Source organism: Pseudomonas sp. LA5, from assembly GCF_028640825.1.
GTDB classification, from domain to species: Bacteria; Pseudomonadota; Gammaproteobacteria; order Pseudomonadales; family Pseudomonadaceae; genus Chryseomonas; species Chryseomonas aestiva.
The window spans coordinates 23723-45050 of sequence record NZ_JAQYZY010000060.1 but is presented as its reverse complement, the minus strand read 5'-3'; the positions used below and the strand labels follow the sequence as shown (position 1 = coordinate 45050).

At 67.2% G+C, this 21328-nt stretch carries 18 protein-coding genes; 13 read left to right on the top strand and 5 right to left on the bottom strand.

From position 1 onward, the window contains the following. The first annotated feature begins 23 nt into the window (after positions 1–23). From PVZ72_RS22735 to PVZ72_RS22715, 5 genes are read left to right on the top strand one after another with little or no spacing between them, the layout of a single operon-like run. A complete protein-coding gene (locus PVZ72_RS22735) occupies positions 24–1766 on the top strand; it encodes a carbamoyltransferase family protein (RefSeq protein ID WP_273863073.1) in 1743 nt (580 codons plus the stop codon). Then, on the top strand, positions 1763–2896 hold the full coding sequence (locus tag PVZ72_RS22730) for a glycosyltransferase (protein ID WP_187978468.1): 1134 nt from the start codon (positions 1763–1765) through the stop codon (positions 2894–2896). The genes PVZ72_RS22735 and PVZ72_RS22730 overlap by 4 nt, the downstream gene beginning before the upstream one ends. Further along, positions 2893–3852 carry a glycosyltransferase family protein gene (locus tag PVZ72_RS22725; protein WP_273863072.1) on the top strand — a complete coding sequence of 320 codons (960 nt, stop codon included), beginning with the start codon at positions 2893–2895 and terminating at the stop codon, positions 3850–3852. Before PVZ72_RS22730 ends, PVZ72_RS22725 begins: the two co-directional genes overlap by 4 nt. A 50-nt stretch (positions 3853–3902) precedes the next feature. Beyond that, a complete protein-coding gene (locus PVZ72_RS22720; protein WP_273863071.1) occupies positions 3903–4664 on the top strand; it encodes a glycosyltransferase family 2 protein in 762 nt (253 codons plus the stop codon). A 5-nt stretch (positions 4665–4669) separates the two neighbouring features. After that, on the top strand, positions 4670–5842 hold the full coding sequence (locus tag PVZ72_RS22715) for an O-antigen ligase family protein (protein WP_273863070.1): 1173 nt from the start codon (positions 4670–4672) through the stop codon (positions 5840–5842). A gap of 1 nt (position 5843) precedes the next feature. Here the strand turns inward: PVZ72_RS22715 and PVZ72_RS22710 are convergent, their stop codons facing one another. Next, positions 5844–6485 carry a lipopolysaccharide kinase InaA family protein gene (locus PVZ72_RS22710; protein ID WP_133862979.1) on the bottom strand — a complete coding sequence of 214 codons (642 nt, stop codon included), beginning with the start codon at positions 6483–6485 and terminating at the stop codon, positions 5844–5846. A 117-nt stretch (positions 6486–6602) separates the two neighbouring features. Here PVZ72_RS22710 and PVZ72_RS22705 point away from each other — a divergent pair, with 117 nt between their 5' ends. Further along, on the top strand, positions 6603–7652 hold the full coding sequence (locus PVZ72_RS22705) for a hypothetical protein (protein ID WP_093253871.1): 1050 nt from the start codon (positions 6603–6605) through the stop codon (positions 7650–7652). Positions 7653–7674: 22 nt separating this feature from the next. Continuing rightward, entirely contained in the window at positions 7675–8514 is an 840-nt protein-coding gene (locus PVZ72_RS22700; protein WP_273863069.1) for a hypothetical protein, read from the top strand. On the opposite strand, the gene PVZ72_RS22695 is transcribed toward PVZ72_RS22700, so the two are convergent. Beyond that, positions 8489–9088, bottom strand: a complete 600-nt coding sequence (locus PVZ72_RS22695; RefSeq protein WP_273863068.1) for a serine acetyltransferase — start codon at positions 9086–9088, stop codon at positions 8489–8491. The two genes, PVZ72_RS22700 and PVZ72_RS22695, sit on opposite strands and share 26 nt — an antisense overlap. 245 nt (positions 9089–9333) lie before the next feature. On the opposite strand from PVZ72_RS22695, the gene msbA reads away from it, so the two are divergent. From msbA to PVZ72_RS22670, 5 genes are all read left to right on the top strand, one after another. Beyond that, entirely contained in the window at positions 9334–11148 is a 1815-nt protein-coding gene (msbA, locus tag PVZ72_RS22690; protein ID WP_273863067.1) for a lipid A export permease/ATP-binding protein MsbA, read from the top strand. Beyond that, on the top strand, positions 11138–12034 hold the full coding sequence (locus PVZ72_RS22685) for a GNAT family N-acetyltransferase (RefSeq protein ID WP_273863066.1): 897 nt from the start codon (positions 11138–11140) through the stop codon (positions 12032–12034). The genes msbA and PVZ72_RS22685 overlap by 11 nt, the downstream gene beginning before the upstream one ends. Before the next feature lies 1 nt (position 12035). Next, positions 12036–13451, top strand: a complete 1416-nt coding sequence (locus PVZ72_RS22680) for a PIG-L deacetylase family protein (protein WP_273863065.1) — start codon at positions 12036–12038, stop codon at positions 13449–13451. Positions 13452–13541: 90 nt separating this feature from the next. Then, on the top strand, positions 13542–14969 hold the full coding sequence (gene hldE / locus PVZ72_RS22675; protein ID WP_273863064.1) for a bifunctional D-glycero-beta-D-manno-heptose-7-phosphate kinase/D-glycero-beta-D-manno-heptose 1-phosphate adenylyltransferase HldE: 1428 nt from the start codon (positions 13542–13544) through the stop codon (positions 14967–14969). A 50-nt stretch (positions 14970–15019) separates the two neighbouring features. Beyond that, positions 15020–16522 (top strand): helicase HerA-like domain-containing protein, encoded by a 1503-nt coding sequence (locus PVZ72_RS22670; RefSeq protein WP_273863063.1) that lies wholly within the window; start codon positions 15020–15022, stop codon positions 16520–16522. 59 nt (positions 16523–16581) lie between these two features. Here PVZ72_RS22670 and PVZ72_RS22665 read toward each other — a convergent pair whose 3' ends face one another. The 3 genes from PVZ72_RS22665 to PVZ72_RS22655 form a co-directional block, all read right to left on the bottom strand. After that, positions 16582–17355, bottom strand: a complete 774-nt coding sequence (locus PVZ72_RS22665) for an OmpA family protein (protein WP_273863062.1) — start codon at positions 17353–17355, stop codon at positions 16582–16584. Between the two features lie 45 nt (positions 17356–17400). Further along, on the bottom strand, positions 17401–17832 hold the full coding sequence (locus PVZ72_RS22660) for a DUF4398 domain-containing protein (protein ID WP_273863061.1): 432 nt from the start codon (positions 17830–17832) through the stop codon (positions 17401–17403). Positions 17833–18098: 266 nt separating this feature from the next. Next, a complete protein-coding gene (locus PVZ72_RS22655) occupies positions 18099–18434 on the bottom strand; it encodes a pilin assembly protein (RefSeq protein WP_133862969.1) in 336 nt (111 codons plus the stop codon). Between the two features lie 163 nt (positions 18435–18597). Here PVZ72_RS22655 and ppc point away from each other — a divergent pair, with 163 nt between their 5' ends. Then, complete coding sequence (gene ppc, locus PVZ72_RS22650) at positions 18598–21234, top strand: phosphoenolpyruvate carboxylase (RefSeq protein ID WP_273863060.1); 2637 nt, start codon at positions 18598–18600, stop codon at positions 21232–21234. Positions 21235–21328: the final 94 nt, after the last annotated feature.

Below are 21328 nucleotides of genomic sequence, written 5' to 3'. Positions count from 1 at the left end.
CGCCCTGTACAGAGGCTTTACCTGTGTCCCTGACCGTCCTTGGCCTGTCCGGCGCCCTCAGCCACGATCCCTCCGCCGCGCTCTATATCGACGGCAAGCTGATCGCCGCGGTGGAAGAAGAACGCTTCGTGCGCGACAAGCATGCCAAGAATCGCATGCCCTACGAGTCGGCCAAGTTCTGCCTGGAACAGGCCGGGATCAGCCCCGCCGATGTCGACGTGGTGGCCATTCCCTATGCGCCCATCAGTCTCTTCGGCGAAGCCCGCTGGCACTACGCCAAGCGCTATGCCTACGCCCCGGATCGCGCCCTGGACGCCATCCTGTTCGGCAATCGTCGCTACCACCGCTACCAGAAGCGCATCGAGTGGTGCCTGGTGCAGCTCGGCTTCGACCTGAAGAAGGTCAAGCTGGAAGCCGTCGAGCACCACCTGGCCCATGCCTCCAGTGCCTACCACTGCTCGGGTTTCAGCGAAAAGACCGCGATCCTTGGCATCGATGGCAAGGGCGAGTACGCCACCACCTTCTTCGGCTACGGCGAGAACGGCAAGATCCACAAGATCAAGGAGTTCTACGACCCGGACTCCCTGGGTGGCCTCTATGGCGCCCTCACCGAATTCCTCGGCTTCGAGATGCTCGACGGCGAATTCAAGGTCATGGGCATGGCGCCCTATGGCGATGCCAGCAAGTACGATTTCTCGCGCCTGGCGAAATTCGAGAACGGCGAGCTGATCATCAACACCGACTACGCCAACGTCATCGGCTTCCGCCGCTACAAGGAAAAGGGCAAGGGCTACTACTTCTCGCCCAAGCTGATCGAGTGGCTGGGACCCAAGCGTGAAGGCGACATCGCCGACGATCCCTACATCCACTATGCCGCCAGCATGCAGGCGCTGTTCGAACGCCTGGCGCTGGAGATGATGGACTACTACCTGGGCGACATCATCCGCCAGACCGGCAAGCTCGCCTTTGCCGGCGGCTGCGCGCTCAACGTCAAGCTCAACCAGAAGATCATCGCCCGTCCCGAGGTCAAGGAGCTGTTCGTCCAGCCCGCCTCGGGCGACGCCGGCACCGCCGTCGGCGCTGCCGCCTACGTCTCCCACGCCCGTGGCGTGCCGGTGGAGAAGATGGAGCACGTCTATCTCGGCCCCGGCTACAGCAACGAAGACGTCATCGCCGCCTGCGCCCGCCATCCCAACGCACCCAAGTGGGAGCGGATCGACAACATGCCCCAGCGCATCGCCGAGATCATGGTGGCCGGCAATCCGGTGGCCTGGTTCCAGGGTCGCCTGGAATTCGGTCCGCGCGCCCTGGGCGGTCGCTCCATCATCGGCTGCCCCAGCGTGCCGGGCGTGGCCGATCGCATCAACGCCCAGATCAAGTTCCGCGAGCGCTGGCGGCCCTTCTGCCCGTCCATGCTCGATACCGTGGCGCCGCAGATGCTCAAGGTCGACCATCCCTCGCCCTTCATGACCTTTACCTTCGAGGTCAACGAGGAATGGAAGAGCCGGGTGCCCGAGGTGGTCCACGAAGACGGCACCTCCCGCGCCCAGGTGCTGGAGCGCCGGCATAATCCGCGCTGGTACGACCTCATGGTCGAGCTGGAAAAGCTCACCGGCAACGGCGTCTCCCTCAATACCTCGCTCAACCGCCGCGGCGAACCCATGGTCTGCTCGCCCACCGATGCCCTGAACATGTTCTTCGGCTCGGACCTGCAGTACCTGATCATGGAAGACGTCCTGGTGATCAAGGAGGGGGCCGGCCTATGACGCGTTCCGCCGAACCGCGGGTGCTGCAGTTCTGTCATGGCTACGACGGTCCCTTCCTCGACTGCGCCCGCCAGACCGCCAGCCTCTTCGCGGGCAGCGGCTATCGCGTCACCACGGTCTTTCTCACCGGCACGGCCGATGCCGAGGTGGCCGCCGGCTGCGGTAGCGACGAGGTGCTGTTCCTCGAGTATTCCTCCAAGGACGTGCGGGGCCTCAAGCTCGGCGCCATCCAGGCGCTGCGCGAGATCGTCCGCTCGCGCGGTATCCGCTTCGTCATCGCCCATAGATTCAAGCCGATCTGGATCGCCTGCCTGGCCACCAATCTGCCGGTGATCGGCGTCCACCATGCCTTTGGCGACTACGACCGGCTCGGCCGGCGGCTGTTCGCCAAGCTGATGAGCAAGCGCCTGACCCTGCTGGGCGTCTCCGACGCGGTACGCGACGAGTTGCGCCAGCGCCTCAAGGACTGGCCGGCCGAGCGCATCGAGACCCTCTACAACCGTCTGGACGTCGAGGCGGTGGAACGCGAACTGCTGCCGGCCGACGAGGCCCGCGCCGGGCTCAAGCTGCCCCAGGACGCCTGGATCGTCGGCAACGTCGGTCGCCTGCATCCGGACAAGGACCAGGCCACCCTGCTGCGCGGCTTCGCCGCCGCCCTGCCGAATCTGCCGGCCAATGCCCTGCTGGCGCTCCTCGGCAAGGGCCGCCTGGAAGAAGACCTCAAGGACCTGGCCCGCGAACTGGCGATCGCCGACCGGGTGCTGTTCCTTGGTCAGGTAGACGGCGCCCGGCGCTATTTCAAGGCTTTCGACGTCTTCGCCCTGAGTTCCGACCACGAGCCCTTCGGCATGGTCCTGCTGGAGGCCATGGCCGCCGGCGTCCCGCTGATCGCCACTTCCTGCGGTGGCGCGCGGGAGATCGTCGAGGGGGTCGGCTTCCTCTTTCCCCTCGGCGACGCCGAAGCCCTCGGCCAGGGCCTGCAGCACCTCGGCCGCCTGGCGCCGAGCCAGAGACGCGCCTGCGTGCAGCACATGCGCGAGCGCCTGGCCGAACGCTTCTCCGACGAGGCCGTGCGCCGTGACTTCTGGCGCCTGCCGATGGTCGCCGCCTTCAAGGCCCCGGCGCCGTGAAAGTCCTGTTCCTGGTCCAGAAGGAGCAACGCATCCTGCTGGACCACTTCTATGCCAGCATCGCCGCCCACTGCGAGTGCGACCTGCGCTGGCTGAGTGACGAGGAACAGGCCGATCTGCGCGGCTATTTCCGCCGCGCGGTGCCCCAGCCCGAGCAATACGATCGCATCCTGCTTTTTCTCAGATTCAAGAAGCAGCTCAGGCAGGTCGCCTTCATCCGCAGCCTGCCCAATCTGGTGGAGCTGGAGCACGACGCCTACCAGAATTTCATCCCCTGCAAGTACACCGGCAAATTCAGCCGCTACTACCGGGCCATGCCCCACGTCAGGGTGCTGGTCTCCGGCGCCGGCGTGGCGCGGCGGCTGCAGGAGGAGGGGGTGGACGCCCACTTCGTGCCCAAGGGCTACGACGACAGCCGGCTGCGCGACCTGGGGCTCGAACGCGACATCGAACTGGGCTTCGTCGGCAGCCTCGGCAGCGTGGCCTACAGCGGGCGCAAGCAATTGCTGGAAGACCTGGCCAAGGTCGAGCCGCTGCTGATCACCAAGACCCGCTCGGGCGACGAATACCTGCATACCCTCAACCGCATCCGCTACTTCGTTGGCGCCGATGTCGGCATGGGCGAATACATGATCAAGAACTTCGAGGCCATGGCCTGCGGCTGCGTGCTCTTCACCTTCGATCAGGGTGAAGAGGAGAACCGCGCCCTGGGTTTTGCGGATGGCGTCAACGTGGTGCTCTATCGCTCGCTGGACGAGTTGCGCGAGAAACTCGCCCGGCTGCGCGGCGATCCGGCGCACGCCGCGACCATCGCCAGGGCTGGAGAGGCCCTGGCGCGTCACTCTTTCGCTTTCGGCCACTTGGGTGAGCGCATCGTTTCGGCTATAACCCCAGCGCTGCGACCGGCAGTCGCTCCGGGGTTCCTGCACCGCCTGCTCGGCAGGCTGGGACGCTGATGCGCTGCCCGAGGTCCGGCTTTCGACTCAACTGGCAGAAAGGGTAGAACGTGCAGTTTTCCGCCGACAGCGACATCTCCGTGGTCGTCACCAGTTGCGGGCGCTTCGACCTGCTGCGGCAGACGCTGGCGACCTTCGACGAATTCAACACCGCGCCCATCCGCCGCGTCTTCATCACCGAAGATTCCGGTGACGAGGCGGTACGCGACTGCATCCCCGCCCATTGGCGCGAACACACCGAGTTCATCGTCAACAATCCCAAGCTTGGCCAGATGCGCAGTGTCGACGCCGCCTATGCCCGGGTCGAGACCAGCTGGATCTTCCACTGCGAGGATGACTGGGCCTTCTATCGCCCCGGCTTCATCGAGGATTCCCAGGCGCTGCTGGAGGCCGATCCCCAGGCGCTGCAGGTCTGGCTGCGCAGCCATGCCCATGACCTGGCGATCCACAGCCCCTACGTCTATCTCAAGTCGCGGCAGGTGCATGCCGGTATCACCTTTTACGAAGTCGGCTCGCACAAGCCCGAATGGCAGGGCTTTTCCTTCAATCCCGGTCTGCGCCGGCGCGCCGACTACCTGCTGCACGCCCCCTATGGCGACCTGAGCGGCGAGAAGGAACTGTCCCGGCGCTATGCCGACGCCCAGCGCCACGCGCTGATCCTGGAAAACGATGCCGTGCTGCATACCGGCTTCGGCCAGCACGTGGTCAGCGACAAGGACCGCAACGACAAGCAGAAGCGCCGGCGGATGGAACGCATCAAACTGGCACTGGCCTTCCTGGTCGGCGCACTCCTGGGAGCCCTGTTGTGGTGACACCCTTGCTCGATCGCCTGCAGCAGAGTCGTTATTTCACCCTGGCGGTGCTGATGTTCATGGCCGCCTACCTGTGCATCCCCACGGCCAAGTGGATCAACAGCTACTTCTATGCGGCGATCGCCCTGCCGGCGCTGATCCTCTTCGTGCTGCGGCCGCGGCTGATCGACTGGCGCTCGCCGCTGCTGCTGCTCTGGCTGGTGTTTCTCGCCTGGTTCATCGTGCCGGGGGCACGGGCCGAAGAGGGGCAGTTCTTCAAGCACATCCTCTATGTGCTGCTGTTCGTGCTGACCGTGGCCTGCCTGGTGGATGGCGACTTCTTTCGTCGCCCCGGCCTCGTACGCCTGGCCTTCTGGGTGGTCTGCGCCTATGCCGTGGGCTCCAGCCTGGTGTTCTGGCTGACCGGCCACTATGCCGTCGGTCAGCGGGTCATCCACCTGCCGGGACGCATCTCCAATCCCATCTATGTGAGCATCTGGATGGTCTGCCTGGGCGGCCTGGCCGCGCCCACCTGGATCCGCGAGCGTCGCTGGATCGAGTTGCTGGCGGCGGTGGTGGTCAGCATCGTCGGCATCTCCTTCGCCCTGCAGACCCGTACCGGCCTGGTGGGCATCGGCTTCCTGGCCGCCCTCGGCGTGCTCTTCGCCTTTCCGCGCTTTCCGCTGCGCACCCTGGCGCTGGTCGTGCTGGTCAGTGCCCTGATCGCCGGAGTGGTGCAGGTGGTGCATACCGAAGCCTGGTTCGTCGCCTTCTGGGGCCGGGCGGATTCCGGACGCATCGAGCTGTTCCACTTCATGATCAAGGACTGGGAGTCCTGCGGCTGGTGGCTGGGCTGCGGCCTGGGTTACCAGAGTCACGACCTGCTGCATGGCACCGAGGCCATCCAGCACCCGCACAACATCTTCGTCTCCTTCGGCATCTACACCGGCCTGGTGTCGCTGCTGATCTTCGGCGTGCTGATGCTGGCCAGCCTGGGCGCGGCTCTGCGCCAGCGCGATCCCTGGGGACTCTATCTGGCCGTGGCCCTGCTGATGCTCAATTTCGACGGCGCCAAGCTGATCGGCAATCCGGACGAGTTGTGGCCGCTGGTGCTGTTGCCCGCGGCGATGATCGTCGGCGCCGAGGTGCAGCGCCGGCGCAAGCTGGCGCTGGGACAGGCGGTGCCGGTCCAGTCCTGATCTAGTCCTGCAGCTGCCGGTCGAGTTCGCGCCAGTCCAGGGGCTGGCGGCAGGCTTCGGCATAGGCCCTGAGGAAGGGTTCGCGACCGGGTTCGAACAGCCAGTCGCGGTCTTCGCCGTAGCGCAGCAGGTGATGGAAGTTGCGCACCCGCAGGCGCAGCGGCAGACGCCGCGCATGACAGCGCAGATCGGCGATGTCGATCAGGCCCAGTTCGCCTTCTGGCGTCAGCACCACGTTGCCCAGGTGCAGCGAGCGGAAGTAGACGCCACTGTCGTGCAATTCGGCTATGAAGCGACCCAGGGCGGGGCGCAGCGCCGCGGCCTCGTCCGAGGTGCGCAGCTGGCGCAGGGTGGCGCCCGGCAGCGGGCTGTAGTGCACCAGATCGCGCTGCAGCGAGGCGGCGCGATAGACCTCCAGCACCTGCGGACAGGGAATGCCGCGCTCGGCCAGTTGGCGGGCGTTGTCGGCAAAGCGCTGGGCATAGGGAAACAGCGCCGCCGAGGTCAGCAGCCGCTTGCGGCGAAAGAGCTTGAGATAGCTGCCATCGGTGAGGCGCAGGACCTTGTCGCCATGGTGATCGGCTTCCACTACCTGGGCGGCGTCGCGCAGTTCGAGATAGCGCGAATGTTCGAGAGGCTTCATGCAGGACCCGTCAACGTCAGGGCGTGCATGTTACCCGAAGGTGGCAGGCTGTGAAGTGACCCCTGCGACCTATCCGGCCGCTTGTTGCTAGAATCAGATTTTTGCCGGCAGCTTTACATGCGCCCCACACGCCAACTCCTGTATTTCGTCTACGGCGGTGCCCAGGCCTATCGGCAGGAGCTGAAGTTCAGCCTGCTCAGCGCCCTGCACTGGCGGCAGGGCCAGGACATCGCCCTCCGTATCCTGACCGATCGGCCGCAGGACTATCGCGGCTGGCCGGCGGAAGTAGTGGCCATCGAGGCCGCGACGCTCAGGGAGTGGCAGGGGCAGCACGGCTATCTGCACCGCAGCAAGGCCTGCGCCATCGCCTGGGCCTTGCCGCGGGCCGACAGGACCCTGTTCCTGGACAGCGACACCGTGGTCCAGGCGCCGCTGGCGTCGTTGTTCGACGGCATCGACAGCGGACGCGGGCTGCTGGACATCGAGGAGTGGTCCTGGCGCAAGGCCCGTACCCGCCCGGAATTCGCCCGCTTCGCGGCGGCCCTGGCCGCGCGTGGCCAGGAGCCGGCGGAAGAGACCCGGCTCTACAACAGCGGCGTCTGTGGTCTGGCGCGGGTCCATCTGCCGCGGGTCGAGCAGGCCATCGCCCTGATCGACGACTGGCATGGCCACGACGAGGAGGTCCATACCCTGGAGCAGATCGCCCTGTCGTTCAGCCTGGCGGATCTGGCCATCGGCGAGGCGCGCGGCCCCGTGCGCCACTACTACGCGGAAAAGCGCTTTCTGCACTTCATGCTGGCGCACTTCTTCGAGCGCTATGGCGAGGACTTTTCGCCGGCGCTGCAGCAGCACTGGCAGGAGGTGCCACTGACCAAGCCGCTGCCAGATGTCTGGACCCGGTTGCGGGTGAAGTGGCAGCTGGCCGGCCTGGACAAGCAGCGGGCGAGCCTGGGGCGCAAGCTGCTCTATGGCTGCCTGGCGCCCCAGGACAGCTATGCCCGTGCCTGTCGCCACGTCTGGTGGGAGCGGGCGCTGAGCGAGCGTCTCGGCGGCGGCGATCGCCAGGCCTTCGCCGAAGGCATCTGGCCCAACGACCTGCCGCGTCCGCACCTGGCCGACGAAGCCGGCGCGGCCCTCGACTATCTGCGCAAGCGGGTGCGCGGCTAGGCCGCGATCCCCAGGGAAGTCCATGCGAACGCTCTTTCTCGTCGTCCTCTATGGCTTGCGTCCCGCGGAGTCGGCCACCCTCGACAGCCTGCTGGCCCAGCCCCCGGCCAGCCTGCCGGCCGACAGCGCCCTGCTGGTCTGGAACAACGGCCCCCGGACGCTGGAGGACGCGGAGCGCCAGGCGCTGCTGGCAGCCCCGGGTTGGACGACGGTCCTGATCGAGGAAGACCTCGGCAATCCGCCCCTGAGTCGGGTCTACAACCAGGCACTGCGGCTGGGCGCCGAGCGCCTGGTGATCTTCGACCAGGACACCGTGGTGGACGGGCGCTTTCTGCAGGCGCTTGGCCAGGACGCCGAGTTGCTGGTACCCCTGGTGCTGGGGGCGGGCGCCATCCGCTATCCCCACCAGTACAAGGCGGTGGTGACCGCGGAAGGGCCCCTGGATCCCCAGGCCACCGTGACCATCAGTTCGGGCCTGTGCCTGACGCAGGGCCTGGCCGCGCGTATTGCGGCCCGCCACGGCGATGTCTTCGACGAGCGCTTCGCCCTCTATGGCGTCGATGTCTCCTTTTTCCTGCGGGTGCAGGCGCTGGCGCGGGACGAGCCGGTGGCGCTGCGCTGCGCGGGCATCCTCGACCATTCGCTGTCCGAACTGGAAGCGGAAACCCCGGCCCAGCGGCGCTTTCGCGACATCGAGAAATTCTATGTCGCCCTGCTGCTGCGCCTGCACTACAAGGGCGCCTCGCGCGGCAAGGTGCTGCGCTACCTGGGGCGGCAGTTGCTGGGCAATCGGCCGTATCTGTACGGCGTTCTGCCGCAGATGCTGCGGACCATCCTCAGGGGGCGCCATCCCCGGGCATAGCGCCCGGCAGCGGACGGATCACCGCCTCGTGGCGACTGTAGTAGAGGCTGTCGGCGGGGATGTCGCGCATCACCAGGGCGCCGGCGCCAACCACCACGTTGTCGCCGATGGTCAGGTGGTCGCCGACGATGCAGACGTGGGCGCCAAGGCTGACATTGTCGCCAATGAAGATGCCGACCAGTTGCGCCGGATCGTCGCTCTTGATGCCGATGGTGGTGTGCTGGCGGATCATCACGTTGCGGCCGATCACCGCCAGATTCGACACGCAGATACCCATGCGATGGGGCAGGCGCAGCCCGGGGCCGATACGGGCGCCCAGCAGGATCTCGATATTGTGCCGACGGATCAGCCGGCGATTGATCCGCTCCGCCAGCTTGCGGTAGTTGAGCAGGCCGCGCGGGCGGCAGTACAGGAATTGCGCCAGGCGATACCAGAACAGGAAGCTCGGACTCTCTCCCGCGGTGACGCGCCGGAGCAGACGCTTGAGTCGCAAGGGCTTGCCGGGTGCGCCCAGCACCTCCAGGCGCCAGTAATCCTTGAGTTCGGCGAAGGTGGCGATCAGCGGCGGCATCATAGGTGTTCCGGGGCGGGGGAGGGCAAGCCTGGGCTCTGTACGAAAAGAGTCTGCGCTCGGTGATGCTTCGTTGAAAAAGACATGCGGAATGCTCATTTACTGCTCGTAGACTCCGCTTCCTCGGCCTTTTTCGCCTCGCCTGACCTTCGCTCGACGACTTTTCGTGCAGAGCCTAGCGGAAAATCCCGCCGCTGGGTCGGCGGCGGGTGCGTGTTAACATGGCGCTTTTGCGTCACGACGAGACCATGAGCCAAGACTCCCCTGCGCAGACCTCCAGTCTGAAGATCTATTTCCGCCTGCTCGGCTACGTGCGGCCCTACATCGGCATGTTCGCCCTGAGTATCGTCGGCTTTCTGATCTTCGCCTCCACCCAGCCGATGCTGGCGGGCATCCTCAAGTACTTCGTCGATGGCCTGAACAACCCCAACGCCTCCATGTTCCCGGGCTGGCCCATCGTCGGTGGCCTGCACCTGGTGCAGGCGGTGCCGCTGATGATCATCCTGATCGCCGCCTGGCAGGGGGTCGGTTCCTTTCTCGGCAACTACTTCCTGGCGCGGGTCTCCCTCGGCCTGGTGCACGACCTGCGGGTGGCGCTGTTCAACCACATGCTGCGCCTGCCCAATCGCTACTTCGATGCCAACAACTCGGGTCACCTGATCTCGCGCATCACCTTCAACGTCACCATGGTGACCGGCGCCGCCACCGAGGCGATCAAGGTGGTGATCCGCGAAGGCATGACCGTGGTCTTCCTGTTCGCCTCGCTGCTGTGGATGAACTGGAAGCTGACCCTGGTGATGGTGGCCATTCTGCCGCTGATCGCCCTGATGGTGACCAGCGCCAGTCGCAAGTTCCGCAAGCAGAGCAGCAAGATCCAGTCGGCCATGGGCGACGTCACCCACATCACCTCCGAGGCCATCCAGGGCTATCGGGTGGTGCGCAGCTTCGGCGGCGAGAACTACGAGCAACGGCGCTTCCTCGACTCCAGTCTGGCCAACACCGACAAGCAGCTGACCATGACCAAGACCGGCGCGGTCTATACGCCCATGCTGCAGCTGGTCATCTATTCCGCCATGGCGGTGCTGATGTTCCTGGTGCTCTGGCTGCGCGGCGAAGCCTCCGCCGGTGACCTGGTGGCCTACATCACCATGGCCGGCCTGCTGCCCAAGCCGATCCGCCAGCTCTCCGAGGTCAGCTCCACCATCCAGCGCGGCGTGGCCGGTGCGGAAAGCATCTTCGAGCAGCTCGACGAGCCCGCCGAACGCGACGACGGCCGTGAAGAACGCGAGCGCGTCCAGGGTCGGCTGGAGGTACGCAATCTGACCTTCCGCTACCCGGGTACCGACAAGCCGGTGCTGGAGGGCATCGACTTCGTCGCCGAGCCCGGCCAGATGGTGGCCCTGGTGGGTCGTTCCGGCAGCGGCAAGTCGACCCTGGCCAACCTCATTCCCCGTTTCTACCAGCACGAGCAGGGCGAGATCCTCCTCGACGGCCTGGAGATCCAGGACTATCGGCTGACCAACCTGCGCCGGCACATCGCCCTGGTGACCCAGCACGTCACCCTGTTCAACGACAGCGTCACCAACAACATTGCCTATGGCGATCTGGCCGGGGCGCCGATGGAGCAGGTCAGGGCGGCGGCCGAGGCGGCCTATGCCGACGAATTCATCCAGCGCCTGCCGCAGCAGTACGACACCCAGGTCGGCGAGAACGGCGTGCTGCTCTCCGGCGGCCAGCGCCAGCGCCTGGCCATCGCCCGGGCGCTGCTAAAAAACGCGCCGCTGCTGATCCTCGACGAAGCCACCTCGGCGCTGGACACCGAATCCGAACGCCACATCCAGGCGGCGCTGGATCGCGTCATGCAGGGCCGGACCACCCTGGTGATCGCCCACCGCCTCTCCACCATCGAGAAGGCCGACCTGATCCTGGTGATGGACCATGGCCGCATCGTCGAGCGTGGCAGCCATGGCGAGCTGCTGTCGCTGAACGGCTACTATGCGCGCCTGCACGCCAAGCAATTCGAGGACGTCGCTCCCGCGACGCCCGCGTCCCATGCTGAATAGGTTCCGTTTCTGGCGTGAACGCGGCTGGACGACCATTTCCGCCGCCGACTACGCCGCCGCCTGGCAGCGCCATGGCGGCAGCGTCGCCAGCCACCCGGAGGTCATCGCCCGACTGGCCGAGCTGGCCGGGATTCCGGTGCGCTACCTGGGCTGGCCCGGCGCGGATGGCCTGCAGGCCGCGGTGCCCTGCTGGGGGCGCGAGCTGGCGCTGTCGCGTACGGTGCTGAAGAAGCGCCGCCAGCGTGCCCTGTTCGACCTGGGCAACGCCGAGATCATCCTGCCCGCCGCTCCGGGTAGCGCGGCGCCCCTGCGGCAGCGCGCCCGCTATCTGTCGCCCCTGTGCGACGAGCGTTTCGCCGGTCTGCGCCGGCAGAGCGAAGAACTGGCCATGCTCCGCGAGCCCGAAGCCTGGTCGAAGAAATTCCGCTACAACCAGCGTCGCGAGCAGCGCCTGTTCGAAGACGCCGGTGGGCGCGTGGTCCCCATGGCCGAGCTGGACAGCACCGAGCAGGCACGGATCTATGCCGAGCTGTTCGAGGCGCGCTGGGGCTTCGAGGTGCCGGGCAAGGCCCGGCTGGCCGAGGTGTTCGGCCTGCTGCGGGAATTCATGACCGGCTCGCTGCTCATGCTCGGCGAACGTCCGGTGGCGATCCAGGTGCTCTATCGGGTGGAGGCGCCCGAATGGATCAGCGTCGAATACGTCAACGGCGGTGTCGATCCGGCTGCCAGCGACCTGAGTCCCGGCAGCGTCCTCACCTATCTGAACACCCAGGCCGCCTGGCAGGATGCCCGCGCCCTCGGCAAGGCGTTGCGCTATTCCTTCGGCCGCGCCGATCGCGACTACAAGGACCGCTGGTGCCACCGCGTCACCGTCTTCGAGAGCTGAGATGACCGCCCGCAAACAAACCCTGCTCAAGCGTCACCGCCGTCACAAGCGGCTGGTCCTGGTGGTCATCGCCGTCGTGCTGCTCGGTTGCCTGGCGCTCGGGCCCTGGTGGAGCGCGCCGCTGCTGGCGCTGCTGGTCTGGCTCGGCCACGAGGCCTGGTTCGCCGACCATCTCTTCTATTCGCCGCGCGACAACTACAGCTACCAGTTCCCCGCCGACACCCTGGTGCTGGGCCTGCATCTGGAGCACGGTCGACTGGCCGCGGTGGAATTGCCGCCGGGCGAGCTGACGCTGTTCCTGGAAGGTCGGCTGCGGGCCGGCTGGCTTGGTCGCCTGCTGGATCCCCGGGTGCACCTGCGCGCCGGTGACGAAGGCGATCGCCAGGACTTCGAGCGCGGCGTGGCCGGGCGGCGCTATGTCAATCTCAGTGGCTACGCCGAAGCCCTGCGGCGTGGCGAGTTGCACCTCTGGACGCGCTTCTGCCGGTTGCAGGGCGAGTTGCGTCTGCACGTCTTCGCCCAGCCGGATTTCCGCAGCAAGAGCGTCATGGTCATCGCGCCCCACGCCGACGACGCCGAACTGGCGGCGTTCGGCCTCTACAGCCAGGCGCGGGAAGCCAGCATCGTCACCCTGACCCAGGGCGAGATCGAGGCCGGGCACTATCAGCGCCTGGGCCTCGATCGCCAGGCCGCGGCCCGGCTCAAGGGGCGGCTGCGCACCTGGGACAGCCTGGTCACGCCGCTGTGGGGTGGGGTACCGCCGGAGCGCTGCGTGCAGCTGGGTTACTACTGCCTGCAATTGCCGGCCATGCGCCAGGCGCCGGAAGACACCTTCGGCTCCCGCGAGTCCGGCGACAGCGATGTGCATAGCGCCCGGCGCCACAATCCCCTGCAACTGCCCGGCGATGTCGACGGCGCCCCCACCTGGCGCAATCTGGTGGCCGATCTGGTGGCCCTGCTGGAGCACTTCCGTCCCGAGGTGGTGGTGCTGCCGCATCCGCAGATCGATCCCCATGCCGATCACGTGGCCAGTACCCAGGCCCTGCGCGAAGCCCTGACGTTGAGCCAGTGGCAGCCCGAACTCGAACTGCTCTACGCCAACCACCTGCACGACAACGACCGCTGGCCCATGGGCCCGGCCGAAGGCGGCATCGCCCTGCCGCCGGCCATCGAGACGCCCGCGCCCCTGGTGCCCTGGAGTCCGCTGCTGACCCCCGAGCGACGGCTGGACAAGGCCATGGCCCTGGGTATGCAGCACGACCTGCTGGTGCCGCTGCCGGCGAAGAAACGCCTGCGTCGGGCCATCCAGTGGCTGCTGGCCGGACGCCGCTGGCCGCGCACCGGCGAAGACGAGTTCTTTCGCAAGGCCGTACGCCGTCACGAGCTGTTCTGGATAAGCGGCCGCGACGAGCTCTGAACCCGGCGTCTCCCGCCGGCAGGCGCTTTCGGGGCGCCTTGGCCCCTATGCTATGATCGCCGCCATTTTCGCGCTTTGGAGCCTGTCCCTATGAAGCTGACCATGCCTCGCTTCGATCTCGCGCCGGTCCTGGTGGTCGGCGACGTGATGCTCGACCGCTACTGGCACGGCACCACCTCGCGGATTTCCCCCGAGGCGCCGGTACCCGTGGTGCGCGTCGACCAGCACGAGGATCGTCCCGGTGGCGCGGCCAACGTCGCCCTCAACATCGCCGCCCTGGGCGCGCCGGCCTATCTGGTCGGCGTCACCGGCCAGGACGAAGCCGCCGATGCCCTCACCGACAGCCTGAGAGCGGCCCATGTGCAGGTGCGCTTCCAGCGCATCGCCCAGCAGCCGACCATCGTCAAGTTGCGCATCATGAGTCGCCATCAGCAACTGATCCGGGTCGACTTCGAAGAGCCCTTCGACACCGATGCCCAGGCGCTGGCCTCGGACACCGCCGCCATGCTGGCCGGGGTCAAGGTGCTGGTGCTGTCCGACTACGGCAAGGGCGCCCTGAAGAATCACCAGGCCCTCATCCAGCTGGCGCGGGCGCGCAACATCCCGGTGCTGGCCGACCCCAAGGGCAAGGACTTTTCCATCTATCGCGGCGCCAGCCTGATCACGCCGAATCTCTCCGAATTCGAAGCCATCGTCGGCGTCTGCGCCGACGACGCCGAGCTGGTCGCCAAGGGCAGCGAACTGATGGCGCGCCTGGATCTGGGGGCGCTGCTGGTGACCCGCGGCGAGCACGGCATGACCCTGCTGCGTCCCGCTCAGCCGGCCGTGCATCTGCCCGCGCGTGCGCGCGAAGTGTTCGATGTCACCGGCGCGGGCGACACCGTGATTTCCACCCTGGCCGCTGCCCTGGCCGCCGGTGAAGACCTGCCCCAGGCCGTGGGGCTGGCCAATCTGGCTGCCGGCATCGTCGTCGGCAAGCTGGGTACCGCCGCCATCAGCGCCCCCGAGCTGCGGCGCGCGGTGCAGCGTTCGGAAGGCTCCGAGCGCGGCGTCCTGAGCCTGGAACAGCTGCAGCTGGCCATCGAGGACGCCCGCGCCCATGGCGAGAAGATCGTCTTCACCAACGGCTGCTTCGACATCCTCCACGCCGGTCACGTGACCTATCTGGAACAGGCGCGGGCCCAGGGCGATCGCCTGATCGTGGCGGTCAATGACGACGCCTCCGTGACCCGCCTCAAGGGCCCGGGCCGACCGGTCAACAGTGTCGACCGGCGCATGGCGGTGCTGGCCGGCCTCGGCGCGGTGGACTGGGTCATCCCCTTCAGCGAGAACACCCCGGAGCGCCTGCTGGAGCAGGTGCGTCCGGATGTGCTGGTCAAGGGGGGGGACTACAAGAGCGTCGAAGAGGTGGTCGGCGCCCAGATCGTGCAGGCCTATGGTGGCGAGGTACGCATCCTCGGCCTGGTGGAAAACAGCTCCACCACCGCCATCGTCGAGCGGATCCGCAACCGTACCTGAGCGCGGACTCCCGGGTTAAGCTGGGCGCAGAACCGCTACGGAGCTGCGCCATGCCCTCGACGCCCCTGCTGATCCTTGGTACTGCCGTTTCTGCCGACCCGAACACCGCCCCGCACGCTGGCCAACCGCTCGGTCATCCGCTCAAGCTGGCCAATCGGCACGGTCTGATCGCTGGCGCCACCGGCACCGGCAAGACCGTGACCCTGCAGCGCCTCGCCGAAGCCTTCAGCGACGCTGGCGTCACCGTCTTCGCCGCCGACATCAAGGGCGATCTCTGCGGCCTCGGCGCGGCCGGCGCGCCTCAGGGCAAGCTGGCCGAACGTATCACCGCCCAGGGTCTGCCGCACCAGCCCCAGGCCTATCCGGTCACCCTCTGGGACGTCGACGGCAAACGCGGTCATCCGCTGCGTACCACCCTGAGCGAGATGGGCCCGCTGCTGCTGGGCAATCTGCTGGAGCTGACCGACAGCCAGCAGGCCGCCTTGCACGCCGCCTTCAAGGTGGCCGATCGCGAAGGCCTGCTGCTGCTCGATCTCAAGGACCTCAAGGCCGTCCTCAATCACCTGCGCGAACAGCCCGAGGCCCTGGGCGAAGACCGCGCGCTGTTCGCCGGCGCCTCGGCCCAGGCGCTGCTGCGCCGGCTGGCGACCCTGGAACAGCAGGGCGCCGAGGCCTTCTTCGGCGAGCCGGCGCTGCAACTGGAAGACGTGCTGCGCCCGGAGGCCGACGGCCGCGGACGCATCCATCTGCTCGACGCCAGTCGCCTGGTGCACGAGGCGCCCAAGGTCTATGCCACCTTCCTGATCTGGCTGCTGGCCGAGCTGTTCGAGCAACTGCCCGAGCGCGGCGATGCCGATAAGCCGGTGCTGGCGCTGTTCTTCGACGAGGCCCATCTGCTGTTCGGCGACACCCCCAAGGCCCTGCGCGATCGCCTGGAGCAGGTGGTGCGACTGATCCGCTCCAAGGGCGTTGGCGTCTATTTCGTCACCCAGTCGCCCAGCGACCTGCCGGACGCCATCCTCGCCCAGCTGGGATTGCGCATCCAGCACGGCTTGCGCGCCTTCACCGCCCGGGAGCAGAAGGCCCTGCGCGCGGTGGCCGACGGCTTCCGGCCCAATCCGGCGTTCGACAGCCTGCAGGTGCTGACCGAGCTGGGCATCGGTGAGGCCCTGGTGGGCAGCCTGGAAGACAAGGGCACGCCGGCGATGGTCCAGCGCGTGGCCATCGCCCCGCCGCAATCCCGGGTCGGCCCGCTGAGCGAAGCCGAGCGCCAGGCGCTGATCCGCCAGTCGCCCCAGGCGGGTCGCTATGACCGGGCCGTGGATCGCGAATCGGCCTGCGAGATCCTGCGCGAGCGTCAGGCCGAGCGGGTACCGACGGAGGCGCCGGCAGCGGCACGGACCAAGGCCGGGCAGGGCGGTGCCCTTAGCGATCTGGTGGGCGAACTCGCGGGAAATGCACTCAGGAGCGCGGCACGCCAGGCGGCCAATCAGCTCGGACGGCAGCTGGTTCGGGGGTTGCTTGGCTCCCTGCTGGGTGGCAAGCGCCGCTAGCCGGACCGCAGGCAAAAAAAGACCCCGCCTGGGCGGGGTCCTTGAGCTTCACGCAGTCATTACATGCGCGGGGCGACGGGGTTGGCGTCGTTGGAGATGGTCACTTCCACGCGACGGTTCAGGGCGCGGTCGGAGGCGTTGCTGTTGCTGGCCACCGGGAAGGCCTTGCCATAGCCACGGGTCTGGATGCGACTCGGCTCGACGCCGGCGCTGACCAGGGCGGTCTGGATGGCCTGGGCGCGACGCTCGGACAGCTGCTGGTTATAGGAGTCACTGCCGACGCTGTCGGTGTAACCCTCGACGATCACCTTGCGCTCGGGATTCTGCTTCAGGTAATCGGCCAGCTTCTGGGCATTGGCGTAGCCCTGGGGCTTGAGTTCGGCCTTGTTGAAGTCGAACAGCACATTGCCGAAGGTCACCACGGTGCCGCGCTCGGTCTGCTTGGCCTGCAGGGCGTCCTGCAGCTGCTTGAGCTGGGCGGTACGGGCGTCCAGGCGGGCCTGGGTGCGCTCGGCGTCGACATTCTGCATCTGGGCTTCGGTCATGCGCAGCTTGATGGTCTGCATGGCCGTCTGGATGCGCTGGTTGGTCAGGTAGGCCAGCTGGTCGACGGTCTTCTCGTTTTCACCGTCCTTGTAGGCCTTCTCGGCCTTCTGCAGCCAGGCACCGGCGTCCTTGGTTTCCAGGGCGGCCAGCTGGGCGGCCTGGGGCTGGGATTCCAGCGCCGAGTAGTCGGACTTGGCCTGTTCCAGATTCGGGTTGGGCGGCGTGGAGCAGGCGGCCAGGGCCAGGCTGAGCAGCGACATGGCAGGGATCAGAATGTGTTTACGCATGATGGTCGTCCTTTGAATTCGTGAAGGGAGGAAAGGGGCGGTCGCTTACTGCTGGACCTTCTTCTGCAGGTTCTGCTGGAGCTGCAGGTTGATCTGACCTTCCTCACGGATCTGCTGGATGCTGTTCTGGGCATCCTGCAGCGCCGCCGCGGCCTTGGCGGCCTGGGTCTTGCGGGTCGCCAGGCGGGCATCCCACTCGGCCTGCTCGGCCAGTTGCTTGGCTTCGTCGTACTTCTCGTTGGAGAGGGCGGTCTGGGCCTGGGTCCACTTGTCCTGAGCCGACTTGGTCTCGATGGGGGCGAACTGGTTGCCGCCGCCGCTCACGGCCTCGTTGACGGCGGACTGGGTCACGGCCATCTGGGCGGTCGGCGGATTGCCGGCGCAACCGGCCAGCAACAGCGAGCTGCCCAGGGCAAGGGCTGCAAGTTTCAGGGTGCAGGCTTTGGAAAGGGACTTTTGGGCAGTGGCACTCTTCATGGATTCAAGCTCCGTTGTTGATCCGAAAAGCGCGCCGCCGGCACGGGCAGGGCGGGCGCCTGGTCAGTTGAAAGCCGCACGTGGAAGCAAGTCCGATCCGTCCCCAAGGGGCCGTGACGGGTACTGGTAACCAGCCCTCGTCCAGCGCTGCGGTCTGACTCTGTGACCGCTCATCCGGCAAAAATGTTCACTGGCTATCGAATTTCGCCATGCGCGGAGGCCCTTGGCAGAGCGGTAGCGGCGTAGGTAAAGCTGCAGGTTGGCGGCTAGCCGGCCGTTTCGGACTGCAGGCGATGCAGGTGCTTGCGCGCCAGTTCCAGGAAGCGCGGCGTGGTGCCGGCATCGGCATAGAGGGGGTCGCCGAGTTCATCGGTGGCCACCACTTCCTCGCCCTGCACGTAGGGGAAACTGGCTTCCAGTTCTTCGAAGGCGGCCGCCAGCAACTCGCCGAGCAGGGCTTCGGGCGTGCGCTGGGGATAGAGTTCGCAGAGCGCCTCGAGACGGGCCGCGGTCTCGACTTCCAGGTCGAGGCGGTAGCTGCGGGTGGTGCCGGAGGTGGTGGCCTGCTGCTCCCATTGGTGAGCAAGTTCGCGAATCTTCATGAGCATCTCCCGTGGCTTAGGCAAAGGTCGGATATTCAGGTTGAGCGAGGCTGGGCACCCTGCAACAGCCGGGGCTTGCAACCGTGACAGCAGGGTGCTGTCCTCTGCGCTAGACCGCAGCGGTTGCCGTGAGGTCCGAACCGGTACTTTCGAGGAGCACGAGATGGTGGAAATCGACGTTCGCCTGCGCGAGCAGGTGCGGTTGCTGGGCGATCTGCTGGGGCAGACCATCGCCGACCAGCATGGCGCGGCCTTTCTCGACAAGATCGAGCGGATCCGCAAGGGTGCCAAGGCCGCCCGTGGCGGCTCCGCGGAGGGTGCCCGCCAACTGGGCGACACCCTGGATACCCTGGCCGAAGACGAGCTGCTGCCAGTGGCGCGGGCCTTCAGCCATTTTCTCAACCTGGCCAACATCGCCGAGGAATATCATCGGGTCAGACGGCGCACCGAGGACGAGCCGCCACCCTTCGAGCAGCAGGTGCTGCCGGAATTGCTGGAGCGTCTGGGCGCGGCCGGGCACTCCGGCCAGGCGCTGGCCGAGCGGGTCGCGGCGCTGGACATCGATCTGGTGCTGACCGCTCACCCCACCGAGGTCTCCCGGCGCACCCTGATCCAGAAATACGACGAGATCAGTGCGCAACTGGCGGCCCTCGATCATCGCGACCTCACCGCTGCCGAGGTGGCCGCCATCGAGGCACGGCTGCGCCGGCTGATCGCCGAGGCCTGGCACACCGAAGAGATCCGCCGCCAGCGCCCGACGCCGGTGGACGAAGCCAAGTGGGGCTTCGCGGTGATCGAGAATTCGCTCTGGCAGGCGATACCCAGTCTGCTGCGCAAGCTGGATGCCGGCCTGCTGGAACGCACCGGCCAGCGGCTGCCGCTGACGGCGGCGCCGGTGCGCTTCTCGTCCTGGATGGGGGGCGACCGCGACGGCAATCCCAATGTCACCGCCGCCATTACCCGCGAGGTGCTCCTGCTGGCGCGCTGGATGGCCGCCGATCTCTATCTGCGCGATGTCGATCGGCTCGCCGCCGAGCTGTCCATGCAGGCGGCGAGTCCGGCCCTGCGCGAGCAGGCCGGCGATCACCCGGAGCCCTATCGCAAGGTGCTCAAGGTGCTGCGCGAGCGGCTGCAGATCACCCGCAGCTGGGCGGCCCATGCCATCACCGATCCCCATGCCGGCGCCCGCCATGTCCTCAGCGACAACGCCGAGCTGATCGCGCCGCTGCAGCTGTGCTACGACTCCCTGCAGCGCTGCGGCCTGGGGGTCATCGCCGACGGTTCCCTGCTCGATACCCTGCGGCGGGCCCGCACCTTCGGTCTCTATCTGGTCCGCCTGGACATCCGCCAGGACGCCGCGCGCCATGCCGCGGCCATGGCCGATATCTGCCGCTACCTCGACCTGGGCGACTATGCCGCCTGGAGCGAGGCGCAGCGCCTGGAATTCCTCCGCGGCGAGCTCGGCAGCCGGCGCCCCCTGCTGCCGCTGGACGCCGAGCTGGAGGCCGATACCCGGGAGGTGCTCGCCACCTGCCGCGTCATCGCCGCTTCGCCGCCTGACGCCCTGGGTTCCTATGTCATCTCCATGGCCGGCGCCGCATCCGACGTGCTGGCCGTGCAGCTGCTGCTGCGCGAGTGCGGGGTACGGCAGCCGATGCGCGTGGTGCCGCTGTTCGAGACCCTCGACGATCTGGATCACGCCGGCACGGCCATCGCCAGCCTGCTCGATCTGCCCGACTATCGCGAGCGTCTGGCCGGTCCCCAGGAGGTCATGATCGGCTATTCCGACTCGGCCAAGGACGCCGGCACCCTGGCGGCCGCCTGGGCTCAGTACCGTGCCCAGGAAGCCCTGGTGGACATCTGCGCCAGTCGTGGCGTCGAACTGCTGCTGTTCCATGGCCGTGGCGGCACCGTGGGGCGTGGCGGTGGCCCGGCTCACGCGGCCATTCTCTCGCAACCGCCGGGCTCGGTGGCCGGGCGCTTCCGCACCACCGAACAGGGCGAGATGATCCGCTTCAAGTTCGGTCAGCCAGCCATCGCCGAGCAGAATCTGGCGCTGTACCTGGGCGCCGTGCTGGAGGCCACCCTGTTGCCGCCACCGGCACCCGAGCCGGCCTGGCGCGAGCAGATGGATCGCCTGGCCCGCGACAGCCTGCAGGCCTATCGCGGGGTGGTGCGCGAGGATCCGCATTTCGTCAGCTATTTCCGGCAGGCCACGCCCGAGCAGGAGCTGGGCCGCTTGCCCCTGGGCAGTCGCCCGGCCAAGCGCCGCGAAGGCGGCGTGGAAAGCCTCAGGGCCATCCCCTGGATCTTTGCCTGGACCCAGACCCGGCTGATGCTGCCGGCCTGGCTCGGCTGGGAAAGGGCGCTGGAAGAAGCCGAGCGCCGTGGCGAATCGCCGCTTTTGCGCGAGATGCGCGAGCGCTGGCCGTTCTTCCAGACGCGCATCGACATGCTCGAAATGGTGCTGGCCAAGGCCGAGGCCGAACTGGCGCGGCTTTATGACCAACGCCTGGTGGAAGCCGATCTGCAGGTGCTCGGCAGCCAGTTGCGCGAGCGGCTGCGCCAGGCCGGGGTGGCGGTCCTGCGCCTGACCGGGCAGGACGAATTGCTCGAGCACCATCCGGAAACCCTGGTGTTCATTGCCGTGCGCAACACCTATCTCGATCCGCTGCATCTCTTGCAGATCGAGTTGCTGGCCCGCGCGCGGGCGGCAGGCGAAAGCCAGCCGGCCGCACTCGATCAGGCCCTGCTGGTGAGCGTGGCCGGGATCGCCGCCGGACTGCGCAATACCGGTTGAACAGACTGTCGCTTTTGCCGGGGTCCGGCGTCGTCTGGACGGCCCCGGCACCTGCGACGCTTGGTAACTTGTGCGGCCAGGGGGCGCTGTGTAT